The 17,568-nt window shown below is 67.1% G+C and carries 21 protein-coding genes; 6 read left to right on the forward strand and 15 right to left on the reverse strand.

Annotated elements, in window-relative coordinates; translation table 11 throughout:
* Positions 1 to 18: 18 nt before the first annotated feature.
* On the reverse strand, positions 19 to 570 hold the full coding sequence (locus OSH07_RS22865; RefSeq protein ID WP_266341024.1) for an urease accessory protein UreE: 552 nt from the start codon (positions 568 to 570) through the stop codon (positions 19 to 21).
* A gap of 384 nt (positions 571 to 954) precedes the next feature.
* Here OSH07_RS22865 and OSH07_RS22870 point away from each other — a divergent pair, with 384 nt between their 5' ends.
* The 5 genes from OSH07_RS22870 (at position 955) to OSH07_RS22890 (ending at position 5,300) form a co-directional block, all read left to right on the forward strand.
* Entirely contained in the window at positions 955 to 1,803 is an 849-nt protein-coding gene (locus OSH07_RS22870) for an urease accessory protein UreD (protein WP_266341025.1), read from the forward strand.
* A gap of 26 nt (positions 1,804 to 1,829) precedes the next feature.
* The gene (gene ureA / locus OSH07_RS22875) at positions 1,830 to 2,132 is read left to right on the forward strand and encodes an urease subunit gamma (RefSeq protein WP_266341026.1); all 303 of its coding nucleotides are present in this window, start codon (positions 1,830 to 1,832) and stop codon (positions 2,130 to 2,132) included.
* 9 nt (positions 2,133 to 2,141) lie between these two features.
* Positions 2,142 to 2,453 carry an urease subunit beta gene (locus OSH07_RS22880; protein WP_266341027.1) on the forward strand — a complete coding sequence of 104 codons (312 nt, stop codon included), beginning with the start codon at positions 2,142 to 2,144 and terminating at the stop codon, positions 2,451 to 2,453.
* Position 2,454: 1 nt separating this feature from the next.
* Positions 2,455 to 4,158, forward strand: a complete 1,704-nt coding sequence (gene ureC, locus OSH07_RS22885; RefSeq protein WP_266341028.1) for an urease subunit alpha — start codon at positions 2,455 to 2,457, stop codon at positions 4,156 to 4,158.
* Between the two features lie 92 nt (positions 4,159 to 4,250).
* Positions 4,251 to 5,300: an urea transporter gene (locus OSH07_RS22890; RefSeq protein WP_266341029.1), complete on the forward strand. Its 1,050-nt coding sequence runs from the start codon at positions 4,251 to 4,253 to the stop codon at positions 5,298 to 5,300.
* A 38-nt stretch (positions 5,301 to 5,338) separates the two neighbouring features.
* Here OSH07_RS22890 and OSH07_RS22895 read toward each other — a convergent pair whose 3' ends face one another.
* The 8 genes from OSH07_RS22895 to OSH07_RS22930 are packed head-to-tail and all read right to left on the reverse strand — an operon-like array spanning position 5,339 to position 11,801.
* On the reverse strand, positions 5,339 to 6,025 hold the full coding sequence (locus tag OSH07_RS22895) for an urease accessory protein UreF (protein WP_420909673.1): 687 nt from the start codon (positions 6,023 to 6,025) through the stop codon (positions 5,339 to 5,341).
* A gap of 1 nt (position 6,026) precedes the next feature.
* Positions 6,027 to 9,125 carry a complex I subunit 5 family protein gene (locus OSH07_RS22900; RefSeq protein ID WP_266341031.1) on the reverse strand — a complete coding sequence of 1,033 codons (3,099 nt, stop codon included), beginning with the start codon at positions 9,123 to 9,125 and terminating at the stop codon, positions 6,027 to 6,029.
* Positions 9,119 to 9,493 carry a sodium:proton antiporter gene (locus tag OSH07_RS22905; RefSeq protein ID WP_266341032.1) on the reverse strand — a complete coding sequence of 125 codons (375 nt, stop codon included), beginning with the start codon at positions 9,491 to 9,493 and terminating at the stop codon, positions 9,119 to 9,121. The genes OSH07_RS22900 and OSH07_RS22905 overlap by 7 nt, the downstream gene beginning before the upstream one ends.
* Before the next feature lie 15 nt (positions 9,494 to 9,508).
* On the reverse strand, positions 9,509 to 10,411 hold the full coding sequence (mbhE, locus tag OSH07_RS22910) for a hydrogen gas-evolving membrane-bound hydrogenase subunit E (protein ID WP_266341033.1): 903 nt from the start codon (positions 10,409 to 10,411) through the stop codon (positions 9,509 to 9,511).
* Entirely contained in the window at positions 10,408 to 10,782 is a 375-nt protein-coding gene (mnhG, locus tag OSH07_RS22915; RefSeq protein WP_266341034.1) for a monovalent cation/H(+) antiporter subunit G, read from the reverse strand. Before mnhG ends, mbhE begins: the two co-directional genes overlap by 4 nt.
* A gap of 3 nt (positions 10,783 to 10,785) precedes the next feature.
* Positions 10,786 to 11,028: a hydrogenase subunit MbhD domain-containing protein gene (locus OSH07_RS22920; protein ID WP_266341035.1), complete on the reverse strand. Its 243-nt coding sequence runs from the start codon at positions 11,026 to 11,028 to the stop codon at positions 10,786 to 10,788.
* Between the two features lies 1 nt (position 11,029).
* Positions 11,030 to 11,290, reverse strand: coding sequence for an MrpF/PhaF family protein (locus OSH07_RS22925; RefSeq protein ID WP_266341036.1), 261 nt, complete (start codon positions 11,288 to 11,290; stop codon positions 11,030 to 11,032).
* Complete coding sequence (locus OSH07_RS22930; protein ID WP_266341037.1) at positions 11,283 to 11,801, reverse strand: Na+/H+ antiporter subunit E; 519 nt, start codon at positions 11,799 to 11,801, stop codon at positions 11,283 to 11,285. The genes OSH07_RS22925 and OSH07_RS22930 overlap by 8 nt, the downstream gene beginning before the upstream one ends.
* A gap of 129 nt (positions 11,802 to 11,930) precedes the next feature.
* Here OSH07_RS22930 and nikR point away from each other — a divergent pair, with 129 nt between their 5' ends.
* Positions 11,931 to 12,479, forward strand: coding sequence for a nickel-responsive transcriptional regulator NikR (gene nikR, locus OSH07_RS22935; RefSeq protein ID WP_266341038.1), 549 nt, complete (start codon positions 11,931 to 11,933; stop codon positions 12,477 to 12,479).
* On the opposite strand, the gene OSH07_RS22940 is transcribed toward nikR, so the two are convergent.
* The 6 genes from OSH07_RS22940 to OSH07_RS22965 form a co-directional block, all read right to left on the reverse strand.
* Positions 12,476 to 13,774 (reverse strand): DUF1576 domain-containing protein, encoded by a 1,299-nt coding sequence (locus tag OSH07_RS22940; RefSeq protein WP_266341039.1) that lies wholly within the window; start codon positions 13,772 to 13,774, stop codon positions 12,476 to 12,478. The genes nikR and OSH07_RS22940 overlap by 4 nt on opposite strands.
* Positions 13,775 to 13,947: 173 nt before the next feature.
* A complete protein-coding gene (locus OSH07_RS22945; protein WP_266341040.1) occupies positions 13,948 to 14,703 on the reverse strand; it encodes an energy-coupling factor ABC transporter ATP-binding protein in 756 nt (251 codons plus the stop codon).
* Positions 14,700 to 15,470, reverse strand: coding sequence for a cobalt ECF transporter T component CbiQ (gene cbiQ, locus OSH07_RS22950; RefSeq protein WP_266341041.1), 771 nt, complete (start codon positions 15,468 to 15,470; stop codon positions 14,700 to 14,702). Before cbiQ ends, OSH07_RS22945 begins: the two co-directional genes overlap by 4 nt.
* The gene (locus tag OSH07_RS22955) at positions 15,467 to 16,084 is read right to left on the reverse strand and encodes a hypothetical protein (RefSeq protein WP_266341042.1); all 618 of its coding nucleotides are present in this window, start codon (positions 16,082 to 16,084) and stop codon (positions 15,467 to 15,469) included. Before OSH07_RS22955 ends, cbiQ begins: the two co-directional genes overlap by 4 nt.
* A complete protein-coding gene (gene cbiM, locus OSH07_RS22960) occupies positions 16,068 to 16,709 on the reverse strand; it encodes a cobalt transporter CbiM (protein ID WP_266341043.1) in 642 nt (213 codons plus the stop codon). The genes OSH07_RS22955 and cbiM overlap by 17 nt, the downstream gene beginning before the upstream one ends.
* Positions 16,710 to 16,727: 18 nt before the next feature.
* Entirely contained in the window at positions 16,728 to 17,516 is a 789-nt protein-coding gene (locus tag OSH07_RS22965; RefSeq protein WP_266341044.1) for a DUF4198 domain-containing protein, read from the reverse strand.
* Positions 17,517 to 17,568 lie beyond the last annotated feature (52 nt).

Raw genomic sequence — 17,568 nt, forward strand, 5'->3', positions numbered from 1 at the left:
CCGGCCGCGACGTCGAAATCAATCGTGACGGTGGTCGCCATGCTCGTGCGAATGGCCATGACCGTGATGATCATGACCGTGGTCGTGGCCATGCCCGTGATCGCCGTGACCGTGACCGTGGCCGCCATGGCCGGAATAGGCGCCGCGTACCGGATTGAATTGCGCGACGATCTCCTTGACCCGCGCGCCGAGTCCTTCGAGCATCGCCTTGATGACGTGGTCGCGCAGGATCAGGATGCGGGTCGGCTCGATCGCCGCGGCAAGATGGCGGTTGCCGATGTGCCAGGCGAGTTCGAGCAGATGCACCGGGTCGCGGGCGAAGATCTCGTAAAGAGGCTCATAGGCGGCGGCGACGGCGATCAGGCCGCCATCCTGCAGGACCAGGCTGTCGCCTGCGTCGAGCACCACCGTCTCGGGCAGGTCGACCATCACCTTGCGGCCGTCGACAAGCTCGATCAGCCGGCGGCGCAGATGGCGCTCGTCATGCTGCAGCACAGCGCGGCCGGCTGGCGTCGCCTGCTCTTCCGCGCCCGTCTCCGCTGCGCGGCGAACCGCGACTGCCTTCAACATACCGTTTCCCCAATTCGACCGATGCGCGGGCCCGGCCCGCCGGCATGGGCCCGGACGGCCCTGGATTGCGCCCCCTTATAGCAGCGACATCGGCTGCGTCGTGAGGGCGAATGCGATGACGGACAGTTTGCTCCCTTTCTGCCGTCGATGAAATGCTGGGCCGCATTTTTCGGGACGCCAGGCACAGTGCCGGGATCTCGCGCACAACTGCCAAGTCTTTGAGCACGCAAATGAATATTTGTGATTGCCGGAGGGGCAACTCCGTGTGATAGCCTCCCGGCACAATCGCTCGCCGCGCCCGCCAAACGGGCAGGCCGGATCGGAGATCGTGACAGGGTGAGGCCGCTTTTGCTCGCTGAGGGTGCTTCGTCGGACGCCGTATCCATGGCGCGCGCGCACTATGCGGCACAGCCCAGCCGCTGGCTGGCGGAGCTCGAGCTCTGGTTCGCCGTGAACGCCGGCAAGACGCGGCTGATGCGCCGCCGACATCTCGGCCCCCTCGTCGTGCAGAAGCCGTTCCATCCGGAAAAGGACGGCACCTGCCACGTCTATCTGCTGCATCCGCCGGGCGGCGTCGCCGGCGGCGACCAGCTCGACCTTCGCTTCCATGTCGAGGCCAACGCGCGCGCCGTGCTGACGACGCCGGGCGCGACGAAATTCTATCGCAGCGAACACGGCGTCAGCACCCAGGCGACGACCATCGACATCGGCGCCAATGCGGTCTGCGAATACCTGCCGCAGGAAACCATCGTCTTCGATGGCGCCGACGCCTCGATCGACACGCGCGTGACGCTGGAATCGGGCGCCACCTATGTCGGCTGGGATTTCATCTGCCTCGGCCGGCCGGCCGCCGGCGAGCGCTTCGAGACCGGCACGCTGCGCCAGCGCATCGAGATCACGCGCGACGGCCGCAAGATCTGGTTCGAGCGGGTGCGGCTTCCCGGCGGATCGGCGCTGCAGGGCGCGGCCTACGCGCTGGCCGGTCAGCCGACCTTCGGGACGATGGTCTATGCCGGCCCGGCGACGGAGAACGCGGTCGAGCGGGTGCGGGAAGCGGTCGGCAGTCGCGGCGACGGCGTCTTCACCGTCAGCCAGCTCGAGCATGTCGTGGTCTGCCGCTATCTCGGGCCGCGGGTTTCGGAAGGCAAGTCACTCTTCATCCAGGCCTGGGACGCGCTCAGGACCTCATGCCAGGGCAAGGCCGCCAGCGCGCCGCGCATCTGGGCAACCTAAACACCGGACCAAAACGGGGATCGGCGATGGAACTGCTACCACGCGAGAAAGACAAGCTCCTGCTGTTCACGGCGGCTCTGCTCGCCGAGCGTCGCAAGGCGCGCGGCGTCAAGCTCAACTACCCGGAAGTGATCGCCTACATCTCAGCGGCGATCCTGGAAGGCGCCCGCGACGGCCGCACGGTGGCCGAGCTGATGTCCTACGGCGCGACGCTACTGACGCGCGACGACGTCATGGAGGGCGTGCCCGAGATGATCCACGACATCCAGGTCGAAGCGACCTTCCCCGACGGGACCAAGCTGGTCACCGTCCACAATCCGATACCGTAGGGGCGTGTCATGATCCCAGGCGAATATATCCTCGAGGACGGCGACATCGAATACAATGTCGGCCGCGCCACCGTCACCCTCGACGTCGCCAATTCGGGCGACCGGCCGATCCAGGTCGGTTCGCACTACCATTTCTACGAAACCAATTCGGCGCTGAAGTTCGACCGCGACAAGGCGAAGGGCTTCCGCCTCAACATTCCGGCCGGCACCGCCGTCCGCTTCGAGCCGGGTCAGGCGCGCACGGTCGAGCTGGTCGCGCTTGCCGGCGACCGCGTCGTCTACGGCTTCAACGCCAAGGTCATGGGAAAGCTGGAGGTCTGAGATGGCGCGCATCACCCGCGAAAACTACGCCTCGCTCTATGGCCCGACCAAGGGCGACCGCGTCCGCCTCGCCGATACCGAGCTGGTGATCGAGATCGAGGAAGACCGCACAATCTATGGTGATGAGGTCACCTTCGGCGGCGGCAAGGTCATCCGCGACGGCATGGGCCAGAGCCAGAAGAACGCCGCCGAGGTAGCCGACCTGGTGATCACCAACGTGATCATCCTCGATCACTGGGGCATCATCAAAGCCGATGTCGGCATCAAGGATGGCCGCATCCAGGCGATCGGCAAGTCGGGCAATCCCGACATCCAGCCGGGCGTCGACATCATCATCGGCCCGGGCACCGACGTCATCGCCGGCGAAGGCAAGATCCTGACGGCCGGTGGCATCGACACCCACATCCACTTCATCGCGCCGCAGCAGGCCGAGGAAGCGCTGACGAGCGGGACGACCACGCTGGTCGGCGGGGGCACCGGCCCCTCGGTCGGCACGCTCGCCACCACCGTGACGCCCGGCCCCTGGTACATCCACCGCATGCTGGAGGCTACCGAGGCGCTGCCGATCAATGTCGGCCTGCTCGGCAAGGGCAACGCTTCCCTCCCCGAGCCGCTGCGCGAGCAGGTCCGCGCCGGCGTCATCGGGCTGAAGCTGCACGAAGACTGGGGCACCACCCCCGCCGCGATCGACAACTGCCTCTCGGTCGCCGACGAGATGGACGTGCAGGTCGCGCTCCACTCCGACACGCTGAACGAGAGCGGATTCGTCGCCGACACCTTCGCGGCGATGAAGGGCCGCGCCATCCACTCCTTCCACACGGAAGGCGCCGGCGGCGGCCACGCGCCGGACATCATCACGGCGGCGGGCCAGGAGAACATCCTGCCCTCCTCCACCAATCCGACGCGGCCCTACACGGTCAACACCATCGACGAGCATCTCGACATGCTGATGGTGTGCCACCATTTGAGCCCGCAGATCCCGGAAGACGTCGCCTTCGCCGAATCCCGCATCCGCAAGGAGACGATCGCGGCCGAGGACATCCTGCACGACCTCGGCGCCTTCTCGATGATGTCGTCGGACTCGCAGGCCATGGGCCGCATCGGCGAGACGACGCTTCGCTGCTGGCAGACCGCCCACAAGATGAAGGTGCAGCGCGGACCGCTGCCGGAAGACAGCGAGCGGAACGACAATTTCCGCTGCAAGCGCTACGTCGCCAAGTACACGATCAACCCGGCGATCACCCATGGCTTCGCCCATGAGATCGGCTCGATCGAAGTTGGCAAGCGCGCCGACCTGGTGCTGTGGAAGACCGCCTTTTTCGGCGTCAAGCCGTCGCTGGTGCTGCTCGGCGGCATGATCGCCACCGCGCCGATGGGCGATCCGAACGCCTCCATCTCGACGCCGCAGCCGGTGCACTACCGGCCGATGTACGGCGTGCTCGGCCGCGCCCGCGGCAAGACCGGCGTCACCTTCGTTTCGCAGGCGGCGCTCGACGACAATATCGGCGAGAAGCTGCAGCTGCAGAAGCAGCTGGTCGCGGTCAAGGGCACCCGCGGCGTGCGCAAGAAGGACATGATCCACAACACGCTGACGCCGAAGATCGAGGTCGATCCGCAGAACTACCAGGTGCGCATCGACGGCGAGCTGATCACCTGCGAGCCGGCGGAAAGCCTGCCGATGGCGCAGCGCTACTTCCTGTTCTGAGGAAGCACGCAGCAGCGGACAACAACCCCACCGGACCGGCGCTGTCCGGTGGGGTTTTTCTTGAACGAAACTCGTTCTCGGGGGAGAGAGACGTGGCCCAGGCAGATTTTCCGTTCCAGGACCGGTTCCGCGATCATCCGACGCTCGGCTTCGTCGACTGGTCGCTGCGCGGCATCGGCCAGGTGGTGTTCCAGAACAACCCGCTCTCGGGCCTGATCATCCTTCTGGCGCTGTTCTTCAATTCGTGGATCTACGGCACGATCTGCATCCTCGGCGTCGTCGTGGCGACGGCGACGGCGATCGTGCTCAAGGCGGACAAGGGCCTGATCCGCGACGGCCTGTTCGGCTTCAACGGCGCCCTGGTCGGCCTGGCGCTCGTCGCCTTCACCAGCGCCGATTTTCGCACCGGCGCCGTGCCCTCGGTCGCCATGACCGTCTACATCGTCTTCGCCGCGGCGATGACCACCGTCGCCTTCTCGACCATCGCCACGCTGCTCGGCCCCCACAAGGTGGCGGCGCTGACCTCGCCCTTCGTGCTGGTCGGCTGGCTGTTCCTGTTCGCGGTGCTGAAGTTCGCGGCGATCGAGGCCGGCCCGCTGGCGAAGCCCGTCTCGCCCGACCAGTACGACGCCGCGATCGCCTATGCCCTGCCCACCTGGTACATGGGCATCGGCAACGCCATCGGGCAGATCTTCTTCCAGGACAACTGGATCGCCGGCTACCTGATCGTCATCGGCATCGCCGTCAATTCGCGCATCTCGGCCGGCATGGCGCTGATCGGCGCGGCCGGCGCGGCGCTGGTCGCCGTCGTCTTCGGCGGCCCCGAGGGCGCGATCCGCGACGGCCTCTTCGGCTACAACGCGGCCCTGACCGCCATCGCCGTCGGCGGCTTCTTCCTGGTGCTGACCTGGCGCAGCTTCCTCTACACGCTGTTCGGCATCGTCGTGACGACCTGGCTCTGGGCCTCGGTCGCCATCTTCCTGAAGCCGATCGGCATGCCGGTGTTGACCTCGACCTTCGTGCTCGTCACCTGGCTGCTCCTGATCGGGCAATACGGCTTCAAGGCACTGGTGCCGGTGCCGCCGGCCGAGGCGACCAATCCGGAGGACAATCTCCGCCGCTACAAGGCGGCGACGAGGTAGGCGCTTCCTTCTCCTCTCCCCGTGGGAGAGGTGAGACCCTACGATCGGAACAGCCGCGAATACTGCGTCTCGTGCCAGGCGCTGGCCATCGCCATGGCGACGGAGACATTGCCGATCTCGTCGTCCCCGAGCGTGCGGGCCGTGGCGACGGCGCGCTCGATCACCGGCACGGCGTCGATCAGGATGCGCTGGCCGGCGGTATGGCCGAGCCTGACGAGACGCATCGCGGCGGCGACCTGGCCCTCGGCGATCGTCCACATCAGCCCCTTCAGCGCCGCGGCGGGCGCCACGCTCCAGTGATGCGCGGCGATGGCGAAGGCGGCCGGATAGGTCAGCGGCCGGCCCAGACAAGCTTGCGCCTTCGGCACGTCGAGATCGGCGAGCAGGGTGAGCAGCGCCTCGCCCATGCGACGGTCCTCGAGCTGCAGTTCGCGGCTCTCGCGCCCGGCGGCGAGCCAGGCGTCGGCATCGTCGAATGCTTGGGAATCGTCGCGGGAAAGCGCCTCGCTCATCCGCCAGAACAGCGCGCCGTCGAGCACGGCGAACGAGTTTTCGAGCGTACCGTGGATCCAGTCCCGGGCCGAAGCCTCGTCCTTCACCCAGCCGGCCTCGGCGGCATATTCGAGGCCGCGCGAATAGGAGAACGCACCGACCGGCAGGCTGGGGCTCACCAGCCGCAGCAGGTGCAGCGGGATCGTCTCGTCTTGGGTGCCTGTCATGCTCATCTCAGCCTGCAATCCAGAAGCCGGCGGGGCCGGTGCTCGCGAGATAGAGCGCGAGGAAATAGAACAGCACGACCATCGCATAGGTCTGGCCGTTGCCGGTATAGACCTGTCGGAAGGTCGCCGCGGTGGCGAGCGTGAAGTCGGTGACGCCCTGCCAGAACAAGGTGGCGACCGGTGGCATCGCCTGCTCGATCACGCGGCGATAATAGGCGTAGAAGCGGGCGAGATTGCCGCTGCCCCTGAGGCCGCTGCGATAGACGGCCCAGGCGATGACGCCGAGCACGGCCGCGACCGCGACCGCGATGATCATCACCGGAGTCGGGTTCCAATAGCCGTAGATCGTGTAGAGCGACATGCCCTGCCAGACCAGTGTCGAGGCGAATTGCGGGTCGATCGCCGCCGAGACGGGGTCCATGAGGAGCTTCGGATAGAGCGACAGCACGAGGATGCCGACGACGAGCAGCGCCTGCGGCACCAGCAGCGCCAAGGGCAGTTCGCGCACATTGGCCTGGCCCGCGACCCGCTTGCCGAGGAACAGGCCGGCGACGAGGCGGATCATGTAGAGGAAGCCAAGGAAGGTGGCGAGGAGGCCGGCGGCGGCGAGGAAGTTCCAGCCCTTGTCGGTCATGGCCGAAAGCAGCAGCCACTTGCCGCCAAAGCCCATCAGCGGCGGCAGGCCGGACATCGAGACAATGGCGACGAGGAACAGGACGAAGGTGACGGGCATGGCGCGGGCCAGGCCGCCGGTCTCGCCGAACTGGCGCGTGCCGGTGCGCAAGATGATGCCGGCGATGGCGAGGAACAGGATGCCCTTCACCATCATGTGGTTGGCGACGAGATAGAGCGCGGTGACCCAGCCGAGATGGCTCATCAGCGCGATCGCCGTGACGATGTAGCCGAGCTGGCTCATGCTAGAGAAGGCGAGCAGGCGCTTGAAGTCTGTCTGCCGCAGCGCCAGCACGGCGCCGGCGATGGTCGTCAGCATGCCGACCCAGGCCATGCCATGCGCCAGTTCCAGCGCCGCCTGCGAGCGGATCGCCAGATAGGTGCCGGTCAGAAGGCCGAAGATCGCCACCTTGCTGACGACGGCCGAGAGCATGGCGGTGAAGTCGTCGTCTGCCTCCGAATAGGCGCCGGGCAGCCAGACATGCACGCCGATGGCGCCGGCCTTGATCAGGAAGCCGATGCCGAGCAGCACAAGCGCCGTGGTGGCGTCGGGCCCGGCGGTCATCAGCGCCGAAAGGCTGGTGGTGCCGCTGACCGAGGCGATGCCGGCGAAGCCGCCGAGCAGGCAGAAGGCGGAGACGAGCGAAAACAGCAGGAAGCTCAGCACATGCGGCCCGGCCCCCCTGCCCTTGGCGATCAGGAAGCAGGAGGCGAGCGTGATGATTTCCCAACTGAAGAAGAATTCGAGGCTGGTTACCGAGCGCAGCAGGGCCGGGATCGACAAGAGCAGCACCGCCAGCATCGGGAAATAGCCGGGGCGCGCATCGTCGCGATAGAGACTGGCGGCCGCGATGACGAGGCTGCCGGCGAGCAGCAGCACGGCGAAGAGCCAGGCGATCCCCGTCGCGCTTTCGGCGAGCCACGAGCCGACCAATGCCACGGCCAGCAACATCAGCACGGCCTTGACCCGGCCGGGCAGCCGGTCGAGCGCATAGAGCACGATGCCGGTGGCGAGCGGCGCGAAGATCCAGGGCGACGCCGCGCCCGAAAGCCGGGCGGCGACATAGCCGGAAATGGCGAGGAGCAGCGCGATGCCATAGACCGGCAGCAGCGCCACCGTATCCGGCCCGGCCTCGGCCTTCGCATCGGAAGGACGCATGGCGCGGACGAACCAGTGGAACATGTAGGCGGCTTCGAGCAGCGAGCCGGTCAGGATCACGGCGATCCAGGGCAACCGGCCGGCGCTCGCCAGCTGCAGCACCAGTTCCCACTTGGCCCAAAAGCCGGGGAATGGCGGCAGGCCGGCGATCGCGACCAGAAACATGGCGAGCAGCGCCAGCAGCAGCGGCCGGCCTGAAAGGCTGGTGCGCGCGTCGACATCGTCCTGCCTCAGCACGCCGGCGAGCCAGAACAGGCCCGCCTTGGCGAGCAGGTGGTTGACGAACAGGCCGCCGACGACGAGCGGGATCGAGGCCGTGGCGCCGATCTCGGTCAAAAGCGCCAGCGCCAGCATCATCAGGCCCATCTGGCTGATCGACGAATAGCCGAGCAGGCGCTGGACCTTGGTCTGCTTGCAGCCGATCAAATTGGAGAACAGGAAGCTGACGCCGCCGGAAACCGCGATGATGCCAAGCTGGTCCTGGAACAGCGGCAGGAGCTTCATCAGCGCGAAGAACACGCCGGCAGAGACTCCGACCGAGACCATCGAGGCGACGCCCGAAGGCGCCGTCTCGTAGACGTCGAGACCCCAGCCATTGGCCGGGAACGGCTTCAGCTCGAGGATCAGGCAGGCGAGCACCATCACGAGCGCCGCGGCGCCGATCGGCCCGGTGATCTGGGCGCGCGCCTCGATCAGCGCGTCGATGTTGAGCGTGCCGGTGACGTAGTAGAGCAGCACCGTGCCGAGCAGGAACAGCGTCGAGGCGATCACCGTCGCCATGATGTACTTGAACGCCGCCGCCATGGCGGCGGCGCTGCGCTCCAGGCTGAGCAGGCCGTAGGTGGCGATCGAGACAATCTCCAGGAAGACGAAGAGATTGAACAGGTCGCGGGTCATCACCATGCCATCTATGCCCATCACCAGGATGAGATAGAGCAGCAGCGCGCCGTAATTGCCCTTGAGGCGATCCCAGAGATGCAGCGCGCCGAGCAGGCCGACGAGATTGACGCCGAAGGTGAAGAAGCCTTCCCAGATGCCGAAGCGCAGGTTGATCGACAACGGCGGCGCGCCGACGGCGGTCAGCACCTCGATCGTCGGGCCACCCTGCAGCAGGCCGAGGAACGAGACGCCGCTGACGGCGACGATGCCGGCGAGCGCGACGAAGAAGCCGGCATGCAGCCACGGCTTGCCGAGCCGGTAGAGCAGCGGAATGACGAAGCCGCCGCCGAGGCCGAGCAGGAAGATGTTCAGCGGGTGGAAGAGCGCGTCTACCATTTCGACTCCGTGAACGCGTCGATGGAGAGCGTCTTCTTGGCGGCGTAGAGGCGGATGGCGAAGCCGAGCATGATGGCGGTCACGGCGAAGCCGATGACGATCGCCGTCACCACCAGCGCCGACGGGATCGGGTCGATGGCGCGGCTCACCGCCTCGACCTTGCTCAGCGCGCTGTCGATGATCGGCGCGGTGCCGGCGGTGATGTAGCCGGTCGCGACCATGACGAGGCGCAGGCCTGTATCGAACACGGTGAAGCAGATGATGATCCGCATGATGTTGCGATGGGTCAGCATGCCCCAGAGGCCGATCAGCGCCAGGCCGAAGCCGGTGACCAGCAGGATGGTGGAAATGGGTAGGCCTGTCGTCATGTCCCGTTCCCCCGCTCAGCTTCTGAAGCGGTCGATGATGACGCTGAGCTCGGCGCCGACCTTGATGCCGAGCAGCGCCGAGATGAGCGGGATGGCGCCGGCGCTGATGAAAGCGCCGAATTCGCCCTTGGGCAGGAAGCGCGGATCGAGGAAGCCGCCGGCCAGGATCAGGCCCAGTATGCCGAGGCCGACATAGAAGACGCCGGCGAAGGATTCGATGATCGAGAGCAGCGCGACGTTGAGGCTCGCACCGGGCCGCGCCAGAAGCATCAGCATGACGCCGGAGGCGACGATGGCGCCGCCCTGGAAGCCGCCGCCGGCCGAGAGATGGCCGTTGACGATGACATAGGCGCCGAAGGTGAAGATCAGCGGCAGCAGCACCTCGGTGCCGGTGCGGACGATCTCGCTCGGCTCGCGGCGCGGCGCATCGTCATCCTCGGACTGGCTCTCGACGGACTTGGCGGCCTTGCCGGCGCCGGCGGCCTTGGCGCCGGTGCTCGCGGTCCCGGCGCTTTCGGCCCGGTTGCCGGCATTGGCCTTCGCCGCCGCGCTCCGCGCCGCCGCGGCCTTGGCCGCCTCCGTCTTCGGCAGCAACGATTTCGCGCTCGACGGCGCCGGCTTGGCGGCGGTCGTCTTCGCGGTCGCGGCCCTGGCCGGCGCGTCGTCCTTCTTCAGCAGCAGGCCGATGCTAGCGGCGACCATGAACAGCACGGCAACCTCGCCGAGCGTGTCGAAGCCGCGATAGGTGATCAGGATGCCGGTGATGATGTTGGGCGTGCCGAGTTCGACCGGCGCGCGCGTCACATATTGTTCGGCGAGCGGCCGCAGCGCTTCGAGCTCGACATAGACGCCGGTCATGCGGGCGAAGATCAGCCCGAACAGCACGACGATGATGGCGACGAATACATGCCGCATCATGACCGCTTCCTCCGCCCGGCGCCCTTGGCGGCGGGCTTCGCCGCGCCGTCGCCGCCCTCTGCTTCGGCCAGCGCATCGGTGATCGTCGACCCCGCCATGGGGGTGCGGATGCGATAGGCCGCGCGCGACAGCGCATGCGACGAGATCGGGTTGGTCATCAGCACGAAGTAGATCGCGAGGATCAGCTTGAAGGTCCAGCCGGGGTGGTAGAAGGCGAGGCCGGCGAGGACGAGGATGTTGCCGAGCGTCGTCGCCTTGGTGCCGGCCTGGATGCGGGTATAGGCGTCCGGCATGCGCAGGAGGCCGACGCCGGCCGAAAACAGGAAGACGGCGCCGAGCAGGATGAGCAGGCTGCCGATCAGTTCGATCATCGCTCAGCCCTTCCCGTTGCCGGTCTTGCGGATGGCGTAGAGGAAGATGAAGGTGGCGAGGCCGCAGCCGATCGCCGCCTCCGCCATCGCCACGTCGGGCGCGGCGAGCAGAAGGAACGATACGGCGGCGAACAGGCTGGCCAGGCTCGACGCCACCATGGCCGGCAGGACGTCCTTCAGGCAGACGGCGAGCACGCCGCTGACGAGGATGCTGGCGCAGACGAGCAGAAGCAGGAACTCGAGCACGCTAGAGCCCCTTTTCCAGGAAGCGCGCGATCGCCAGCACCGCCAGGAAGCTGAGCAGGCCATAGACCAGCGCGACGTCGATATAGACGAAGCGGCCGGATACATGCGCGTAGAGGGCGATCAGCGAGATCGAGATGACGGTGAGCATGTCGACGGCGACGATGCGGTCGACCAGCGTCCTGCCGAGAACGAGCCGGATCACGCCGCAGAGGATGGCGAGGAAGATCAGGACCGCCGCGATCTGGATGATGATGTCAGCCAAAGACCTTCTCCAGATGCGCCTCGAACGGGCCGGCCAATGCCTCGGTCGCCTTGTCGATGTCGGTGGTCTGGACGTCGAGCCAGTGGATGAACAGCGTGTCGTCCTGGATATCCATCACCAGCGAGCCCGGCGTCAGCGCGATGGTGTTGGCGAGCGCCAGCCGGCCGAGCGGCGATTTCAGCCGGGTGCGGATGCGGACGATACCGGGCCTGATGTCGATGCGCGGCGCATAGACGATCCGCATCATCGCGATGTTGGCCTTGACCAGTTCGACGAGGAACGTGCCGCTATAGGCGAGGAAATGATAGAAGCCGGTCGGCGTCCAGCGGATCCGGCGCCAGGCGTCGCTCGTCGAGGTAAAGACATAGGCGAGGCCGAAGGTGATGATGGCGCCGAGGATGGCGACCTCGATCGCCAGCGTCGAATTGGCGATCATCCAGACCGCGAACAGCACCAGCCACAGGCTGAGCAGTCCCTGCGGGGCAAAGGATTTCCGGCTATCCTGATCCACGATCTCACCCCCGGGCAACAAGGCCGACTCTAGATTGCGGCAAGGTCCAAATCAATTCGCGCGCCATGCTGGAGACGAGGCACCATTCATTTTATGCTAAGTGTGACAAATATTTAGGGAGGAGCGGCCATGCAGCGCGTGACGGTGACCATCGACGACGACCTGCTGGAGGAGATCGATGCGCTTTGCGAGCGCAAGGGATACCAGAGCCGGTCCGAGGCGCTGCGCGACATCATCCGTTCGGAGTTCTCGCGCGCCCAGGCCGCCGAGGCCCGTTCGGCAGCCGGCTCGGACGAGATCTGCCATGCGACGCTGACCTATGTCTACAACCACGAGACACGGGCGCTGGCGAGCCGGCTGACCACCAGCCACCACCACCATTCCGACATGTCGATCTCGACCACCCATGTCCATATCGACCATGACAATTGCCTCGAGGTCTCGATCCTGCGCGGCACGGTCGACAAGCTGCAGGCCTTCGCCGACAGCGTGATCAGCCAGCGCGGCGTCCGCCACGGCGCGCTGCACATCATGCCGGTCGAACATGCCGAGCCGGCCGAGGGCCACACCCACCGCTACCATGACCATGGCGACCAAGATCACGGGCACGGACATGGCCATCATCATCACGATCATGGTCATGGGCACGACCAGGACCATAACCACAACCACGACTAAAGCTTCTCTTCCGGGTGATCGGCCTTGCGCCACTGGATCGCCGTGATCACCGGCGCCAGCACCGAGGCGACGATGCCGGCGGCGAAGCCGTTGTTGTAGAGATTGAGCCCGCCATGCAGCACGCCGACCGACTGCGCGGCGGAGGAGTGCACGAAGCCGGCGACGATGCCCCAGTGCCAGCCGAAGCGGCCGGCGATCGGCGCCAGCGTCGTGCCGAACAGGGCCGCCAGCACGATCGACGGATCGGAGACGCCCCAGGGCTTGGCGAGCGAGCCGATGAAGACGCCGGCCATGATCGGCACCACGTTCTTCGGGTGCTTGCCATAGGCGGCGAAGCCGACAATCGTGAAGATCGCGCCAATGACGGGGCCGTTCAGGTCGCCGCCGATGGCGATCACATAGACCATGCCGATGGCGCCCGAGATGCCCATGTTGACCAGCGTCGGAGCGATGCCGACCTTCGCCACGAAGTCGCTCGGCGACTGGCCGGTCAGCGCGATGATCTCCTTCATCTTCCAGAGCGCGGCGCGGTCGAGATAGAGCCCGCCAGCGATCAGGCCGAGGAAGAGCACGCTCAGGAACGAACCGAGCAGGAGATTGTTGCCGGTGGTCCAGATGAACACCGGGTCCGGCACGAAGCCGTAGGACTTGTAGATGGCGACGACCAGCGTGCCGACGATGCCGGCCGTGAAGCCCATATTGTAGAGGCTGAAGCCCATATGGGCCTTGAAGAGCTGCGCCGCCGCGGCGGGCAGCACGAAGCCCATCAGCAGGCCGGTGGCGATGCCGAGCGGCAGGCCGACTGTGATCGGAATGGCGGTCGAGAACAGGATCTCGGAGAAAACAGGCGCCAGCGCGCAGCCAAAGAAGGCCGTGTTGATATGGGCGGAGAAGTCTTCCTGCTTGTAGAGCGCGTAGAGATAGACGCCGCCGATGATCGGCCAGATGTTGACGAGGTTCTTGCCGAAGAGACCAAAGCCCAGCACGAGCATCAGGCACGCGATCGAGGCGCCGCCGATCTTCGCGCCGGCGAGGCGGTACAAGCCTGCGGAAACCAGTGTCAGCAGGCCGGCATTGACGAAGGCGCCGCCCATACCGCCGACGCCGATATAGTCGGTGATGAGCGTGTCGCGGACGAGCAGGATCTTGACGACGCCGGAGACGACCTCGCCCGGCGGCGAGACCAGAAAGCCGAAGATGACGAAGACGGCGGCCACGGCGGCCACGATACCGAGCAGCGCTCCGTCCGACAGCTCCGGCACCGCCCCCTGCGCCGCGACATTCGTCTCACTCATGACCCGTTCCCCGTTGCCGCGCCGGCAAGCGCCCGGCGAGGCGCCCGCCGATAGCATGGCGAACCCGCCGCGAGAATGAAAACCTGCGCGCGGGCGCCGTTTGAGAGACAGGGTGAACAGTCGGGGGACGCGCGGTCAAGCCACCGCCATCCCCGGCAGCGATGCGCAAAGCCTCAGTGCCCGCCGACGCCAACCTCGATCTCGCCGCCGGCGTCATGCTCGAAATGTACGTGCGCGTGGCTGTGGCTGTGGGCGTGCTGGTGCACCTGGCCGCGATGGCTGCGGCCGTCCTTGAGCAGCAGGGCGCAGGTGGCGAAGCGGGCCATGAAATGCGCGTCATGCGCGACGATGATCATCGCCTGCGGCAGCGCGTCGAAGATCTCGCTGAGCCGGGCATAGGCGTTGGGATCGAGGCCGACGGTCGGCTCGTCCAGAAGAAGCACCTCCGGCTGCATCGCCAGCACGGCGGCGATCGACACCAGCCGCTTCTCGCCACCCGACAGCCGATGGGTGACGCGATCGGCGAGGTGGCCGAGTTCGAGCGAACGCAGGGTCGCCCGCGCCGTCTCGTAGGCCTCCTCGCGCGACTGGCCGAGATTGAGCGGGCCGAAGGCGACGTCCTCGATCACCGTCGGGCAGAAGAGTTGGTCGTCGGCATCCTGGAACACGAGGCCCGCTCGCACCCGCACGGCACGGAAATCCGCCTCCGTTCGGCACAGCGCGCCAAACGCCTCGACCGTGCCGGATGTCGCCGGGATAAAGCCGGTGATGACATGCAGCAGCGTGCTCTTGCCGGCGCCATTCGCGCCCAGCAGCACCATGCGCTCGCCGGGATAGAGCGCGAGGTCGACGCCGTCGAGCACCGGCTTGGCGGCGGCATAGCCGGCGACGATGCCGGAAAGGCGGAGAAGCGGCGCGGGCGCGGTCATGAGAACTCCAGCCAGGCGAGCGCGATCAGGAGCACCGGCCAGAAGAGGATGAAAAGATGGTCCGCCCGCTCCAGCCGGCGCTGGACAAAGGCCGGAAAGCGGCCGGAAAAACCACGCGCGCGCATGGCCCAGGCGACCCGCTCCGATCGCTCGGCGCTGCGCAGCACCAGCATGCCGAGCAGGTGGCCGAGGCTGCGCCAGCTATGGCGATTGCTGCCGGCGCGAAAGCCGCGCGCCCGCATCGCGCGGCGAAGCCGCGCATATTCCTCGTGGAAGACGGCGACGTATCGCACCGTCAACTGGAACAGATGCGCGATGCGCAGCGGGATGCCGATGCCGCTCATGGCGCCGGCAAGCCGCATCGTCCCCATGGTTGAGAGCAGCGCCGCCGCCATCAGCACGCCGGCATTGACCCGGACGATGATGACGATCGCCCGGCGCAGCCCCTCCTCCGACACCGGCAGGCCGAACAGGCTGAACACCGCATGGCCCGGCATGGTCAGCGGCAGGGTCAAAAGCAGGAACAGCAGAAAGCCTTCGACCGCCGTCAGCCGGCGCAGCGTCGGCTTGAGCGGCAGGCGGGCGAAGACGGCGACGGCGAGCGCCGCGAACGCGGCCGCCACCAGCGCCGCGGCCGAATGCAGGAGCGCCAGCAGCGCCAGGAAGGTGATCGCGGCGGCGAGGCGGACGCGCGGATCGATCGAGGCGAGCGGACCAACATCGCGGTTTTCCGCGAAGATGGCGGCGGCGCTCGCCTTGCCGCTCATGACCGGCGGTCCCCGGCGGCGCGGCGCGATTTCAGGAAGGCGACCAACCCGAAGATGCCGACGATGTAGCCGATGCCGCCGACGATGTCCTGGATCCGCAGGGCGGACTGCAGCGCATCGATCTGGGCGGCGAGCGGCGCGACCTTGCGGGCGACAGCGATTTCGAGATCGGCCATCGGCACGCTCGGCGCGACCGCGGCGACGACCGGGGCGGAACTGTCCGAAGCGGGCATGGCGGCCGGCGCGGCGACGGGCGACGATGGCGGGGCGGGATCGAGCTCGGATTCCGCGACGGTGAAGCGCGCGACATGGCCGTCCTCGGCGTCGACGGTGACTGTGATGTCGCCGCCGCCGGAAGCGGGCAGCGCAAACTTGCCGTCCGGGCCGGTCTTGCCGCTCTGCAGCAGCTTGTCGGCCTTGTCGCGCAGGGTGACGTCGATGCCGGCGGCGGGGCCGCTGCCGACGAAATAGGCCTCGCCCTCGATGCTGCTGCCGATGGCGGAGGCGAACACCTTCAGCCGGTGCGCCGAGGCAGGCCCGGCCGTCGCGACAAGCGCCGCCGTCGCCAGCAGGGCCAAGCGGCCGGCCCGCAGCGGATCAGGACGAAACGGCAATCCGTCCTCCCCGCCGCATGGCGCGCGCCGCCAGCATGTCCGGACTGACGCGGGCGAGGAAGCCGCAGGCAAAGCCGGTGATGATGGCCTCGCCGACCAGGAGCGGCCCATAGGAGAGCAGCACGATCCGGGCCGACAGCATGTAGCTGGTATCGCTCAGGGTCAGCGCCAGCGCCACCATCAGGGCGGTGCTCGCGACCGAGAGCGCCGCCACGACGGCGCCCACCCAGGCGGCGCGGCGCGGCGTGGCGTCAACCAGCAGCGGTCCGAACAGCACCGCCCAGAGCACGCCAGGCAGTGCGATGTTCATCGTGTTGACGCCGAGCGTGGTGAGGCCGCCGAAGCCGAAGAAGACGGCCTGCATCACCAGCCCGACGAACACGGCCGGCACGGCGGCCCAGCCGATGACAAGCCCCATCAGCCCCGACAGCAGCAGATGCACGCTGGTCGGCCCGACGGCAACGCTGATCAGGCTGGCGACGAAGAACAGCGCCGCCAGCACGGCGACGCGCGGCAGCCTGTCCTCGTCGAGCGATTTCAGCGCATAGCCAAGCGACGCGGCCGTCACGACGCCGCCGCCGACCAGCACCGGCACCGAGAGCACGCCATCCGGGATATGGGCCATGCTGGATGCTCCGTGGCGCTATTTCATGTCCCGGGCCTGGACCCAGATCAGGCCGCCGAGCTCGACCGGCATCGGCTTGCCGTCCGGATCGGGCAACTGGTAGTCGGCGTCGACCAGCGCGGCAAATCCCCACCAGCCGGCGCGCGGCATGGCGTAGTGGAAGACGCCCTGCCCGTCGGCCTTGACCACCTGGGTGACGAAGGCATCCGCCGGCGCGGTGACGGAGCCATCATTGACCCACTCGACCTCGATTTCAGCGAACGGCACCGGCTCGCCGTTGCGGCGCACGACGCCGCTGAAGAGATTGCCGGTCCACAGGCCATTCGGGCGCACCAGCGGCTCGATCTCGACGGGAAAGCCGACCGGCCGGTCCCAGTCCGAGCCCCAGCCAAACGCATCGACGACGACCTTGGCGTAGTGGATGATCGACTTGCCCTCGGCCGGCTCCCAATAGGGCTTCGGCTCGACGAAGAAGGTGTAGGCGCCCGGCTTGGCCGGCTTGTAGCTCGCCCTCCAGGCCGACTTGCCGTCGCGCGGCGACTCGACCAGCGTGCCGAGCAGGTCGGTCTCACCGGTTTCGGTGACGACGCCGAAGCGGGTCGGCTTGGCCATGTCCATGGTCGGGCCACGATCCATCGGATGGGTGAAGACCAGGTCGAGCGCGATCTCCTTGTCCTCGGGGCCGAAATTGTCGGTCGAGGGCAGGATCTCCTGGAAATGGGCCTGAGCCGCAGCGGCTGGAAGAAGTATCACTGCCGCAAGCGCCGCAACTCGAATGAACCGCACGTCCCAACCCCCGCATGGCATGGCAACTCATGTGAGGATTGGATCAGAACATCATACGCGTCAAGCGCGCCAT

The organism is Kaistia nematophila (assembly GCF_026343855.1).
In the GTDB taxonomy this organism is placed as follows: Bacteria; Pseudomonadota; Alphaproteobacteria; order Rhizobiales; family Kaistiaceae; genus Kaistia; species Kaistia nematophila.

Excerpts from the sequence above, each read along its gene's own strand:
- OSH07_RS22865 (WP_266341024.1), bottom strand. The coding sequence starts at position 570 with ATGTTGAAGGCAGTCGCGGTTCGCCGCGCAGCGGAGACGGGCGCGGAA.
- OSH07_RS22870 (WP_266341025.1), top strand. The coding sequence starts at position 955 with ATGGCGCGCGCGCACTATGCGGCACAGCCCAGCCGCTGGCTGGCGGAG.
- ureA (WP_266341026.1), top strand. The coding sequence starts at position 1,830 with ATGGAACTGCTACCACGCGAGAAAGACAAGCTCCTGCTGTTCACGGCG.
- OSH07_RS22880 (WP_266341027.1), top strand. The coding sequence starts at position 2,142 with ATGATCCCAGGCGAATATATCCTCGAGGACGGCGACATCGAATACAAT.
- ureC (WP_266341028.1), top strand. The coding sequence starts at position 2,455 with ATGGCGCGCATCACCCGCGAAAACTACGCCTCGCTCTATGGCCCGACC.
- OSH07_RS22895 (WP_420909673.1), bottom strand. The coding sequence starts at position 6,025 with ATGAGCATGACAGGCACCCAAGACGAGACGATCCCGCTGCACCTGCTG.
- OSH07_RS22900 (WP_266341031.1), bottom strand. The coding sequence starts at position 9,125 with ATGGTAGACGCGCTCTTCCACCCGCTGAACATCTTCCTGCTCGGCCTC.
- OSH07_RS22905 (WP_266341032.1), bottom strand. The coding sequence starts at position 9,493 with ATGACGACAGGCCTACCCATTTCCACCATCCTGCTGGTCACCGGCTTC.
- mbhE (WP_266341033.1), bottom strand. The coding sequence starts at position 10,411 with ATGATGCGGCATGTATTCGTCGCCATCATCGTCGTGCTGTTCGGGCTG.
- mnhG (WP_266341034.1), bottom strand. The coding sequence starts at position 10,782 with ATGATCGAACTGATCGGCAGCCTGCTCATCCTGCTCGGCGCCGTCTTC.
- nikR (WP_266341038.1), top strand. The coding sequence starts at position 11,931 with ATGCAGCGCGTGACGGTGACCATCGACGACGACCTGCTGGAGGAGATC.
- OSH07_RS22940 (WP_266341039.1), bottom strand. The coding sequence starts at position 13,774 with ATGAGTGAGACGAATGTCGCGGCGCAGGGGGCGGTGCCGGAGCTGTCG.
- OSH07_RS22945 (WP_266341040.1), bottom strand. The coding sequence starts at position 14,703 with ATGACCGCGCCCGCGCCGCTTCTCCGCCTTTCCGGCATCGTCGCCGGC.
- cbiQ (WP_266341041.1), bottom strand. The coding sequence starts at position 15,470 with ATGAGCGGCAAGGCGAGCGCCGCCGCCATCTTCGCGGAAAACCGCGAT.
- cbiM (WP_266341043.1), bottom strand. The coding sequence starts at position 16,709 with ATGGCCCATATCCCGGATGGCGTGCTCTCGGTGCCGGTGCTGGTCGGC.
- OSH07_RS22965 (WP_266341044.1), bottom strand. The coding sequence starts at position 17,516 with ATGCCATGCGGGGGTTGGGACGTGCGGTTCATTCGAGTTGCGGCGCTT.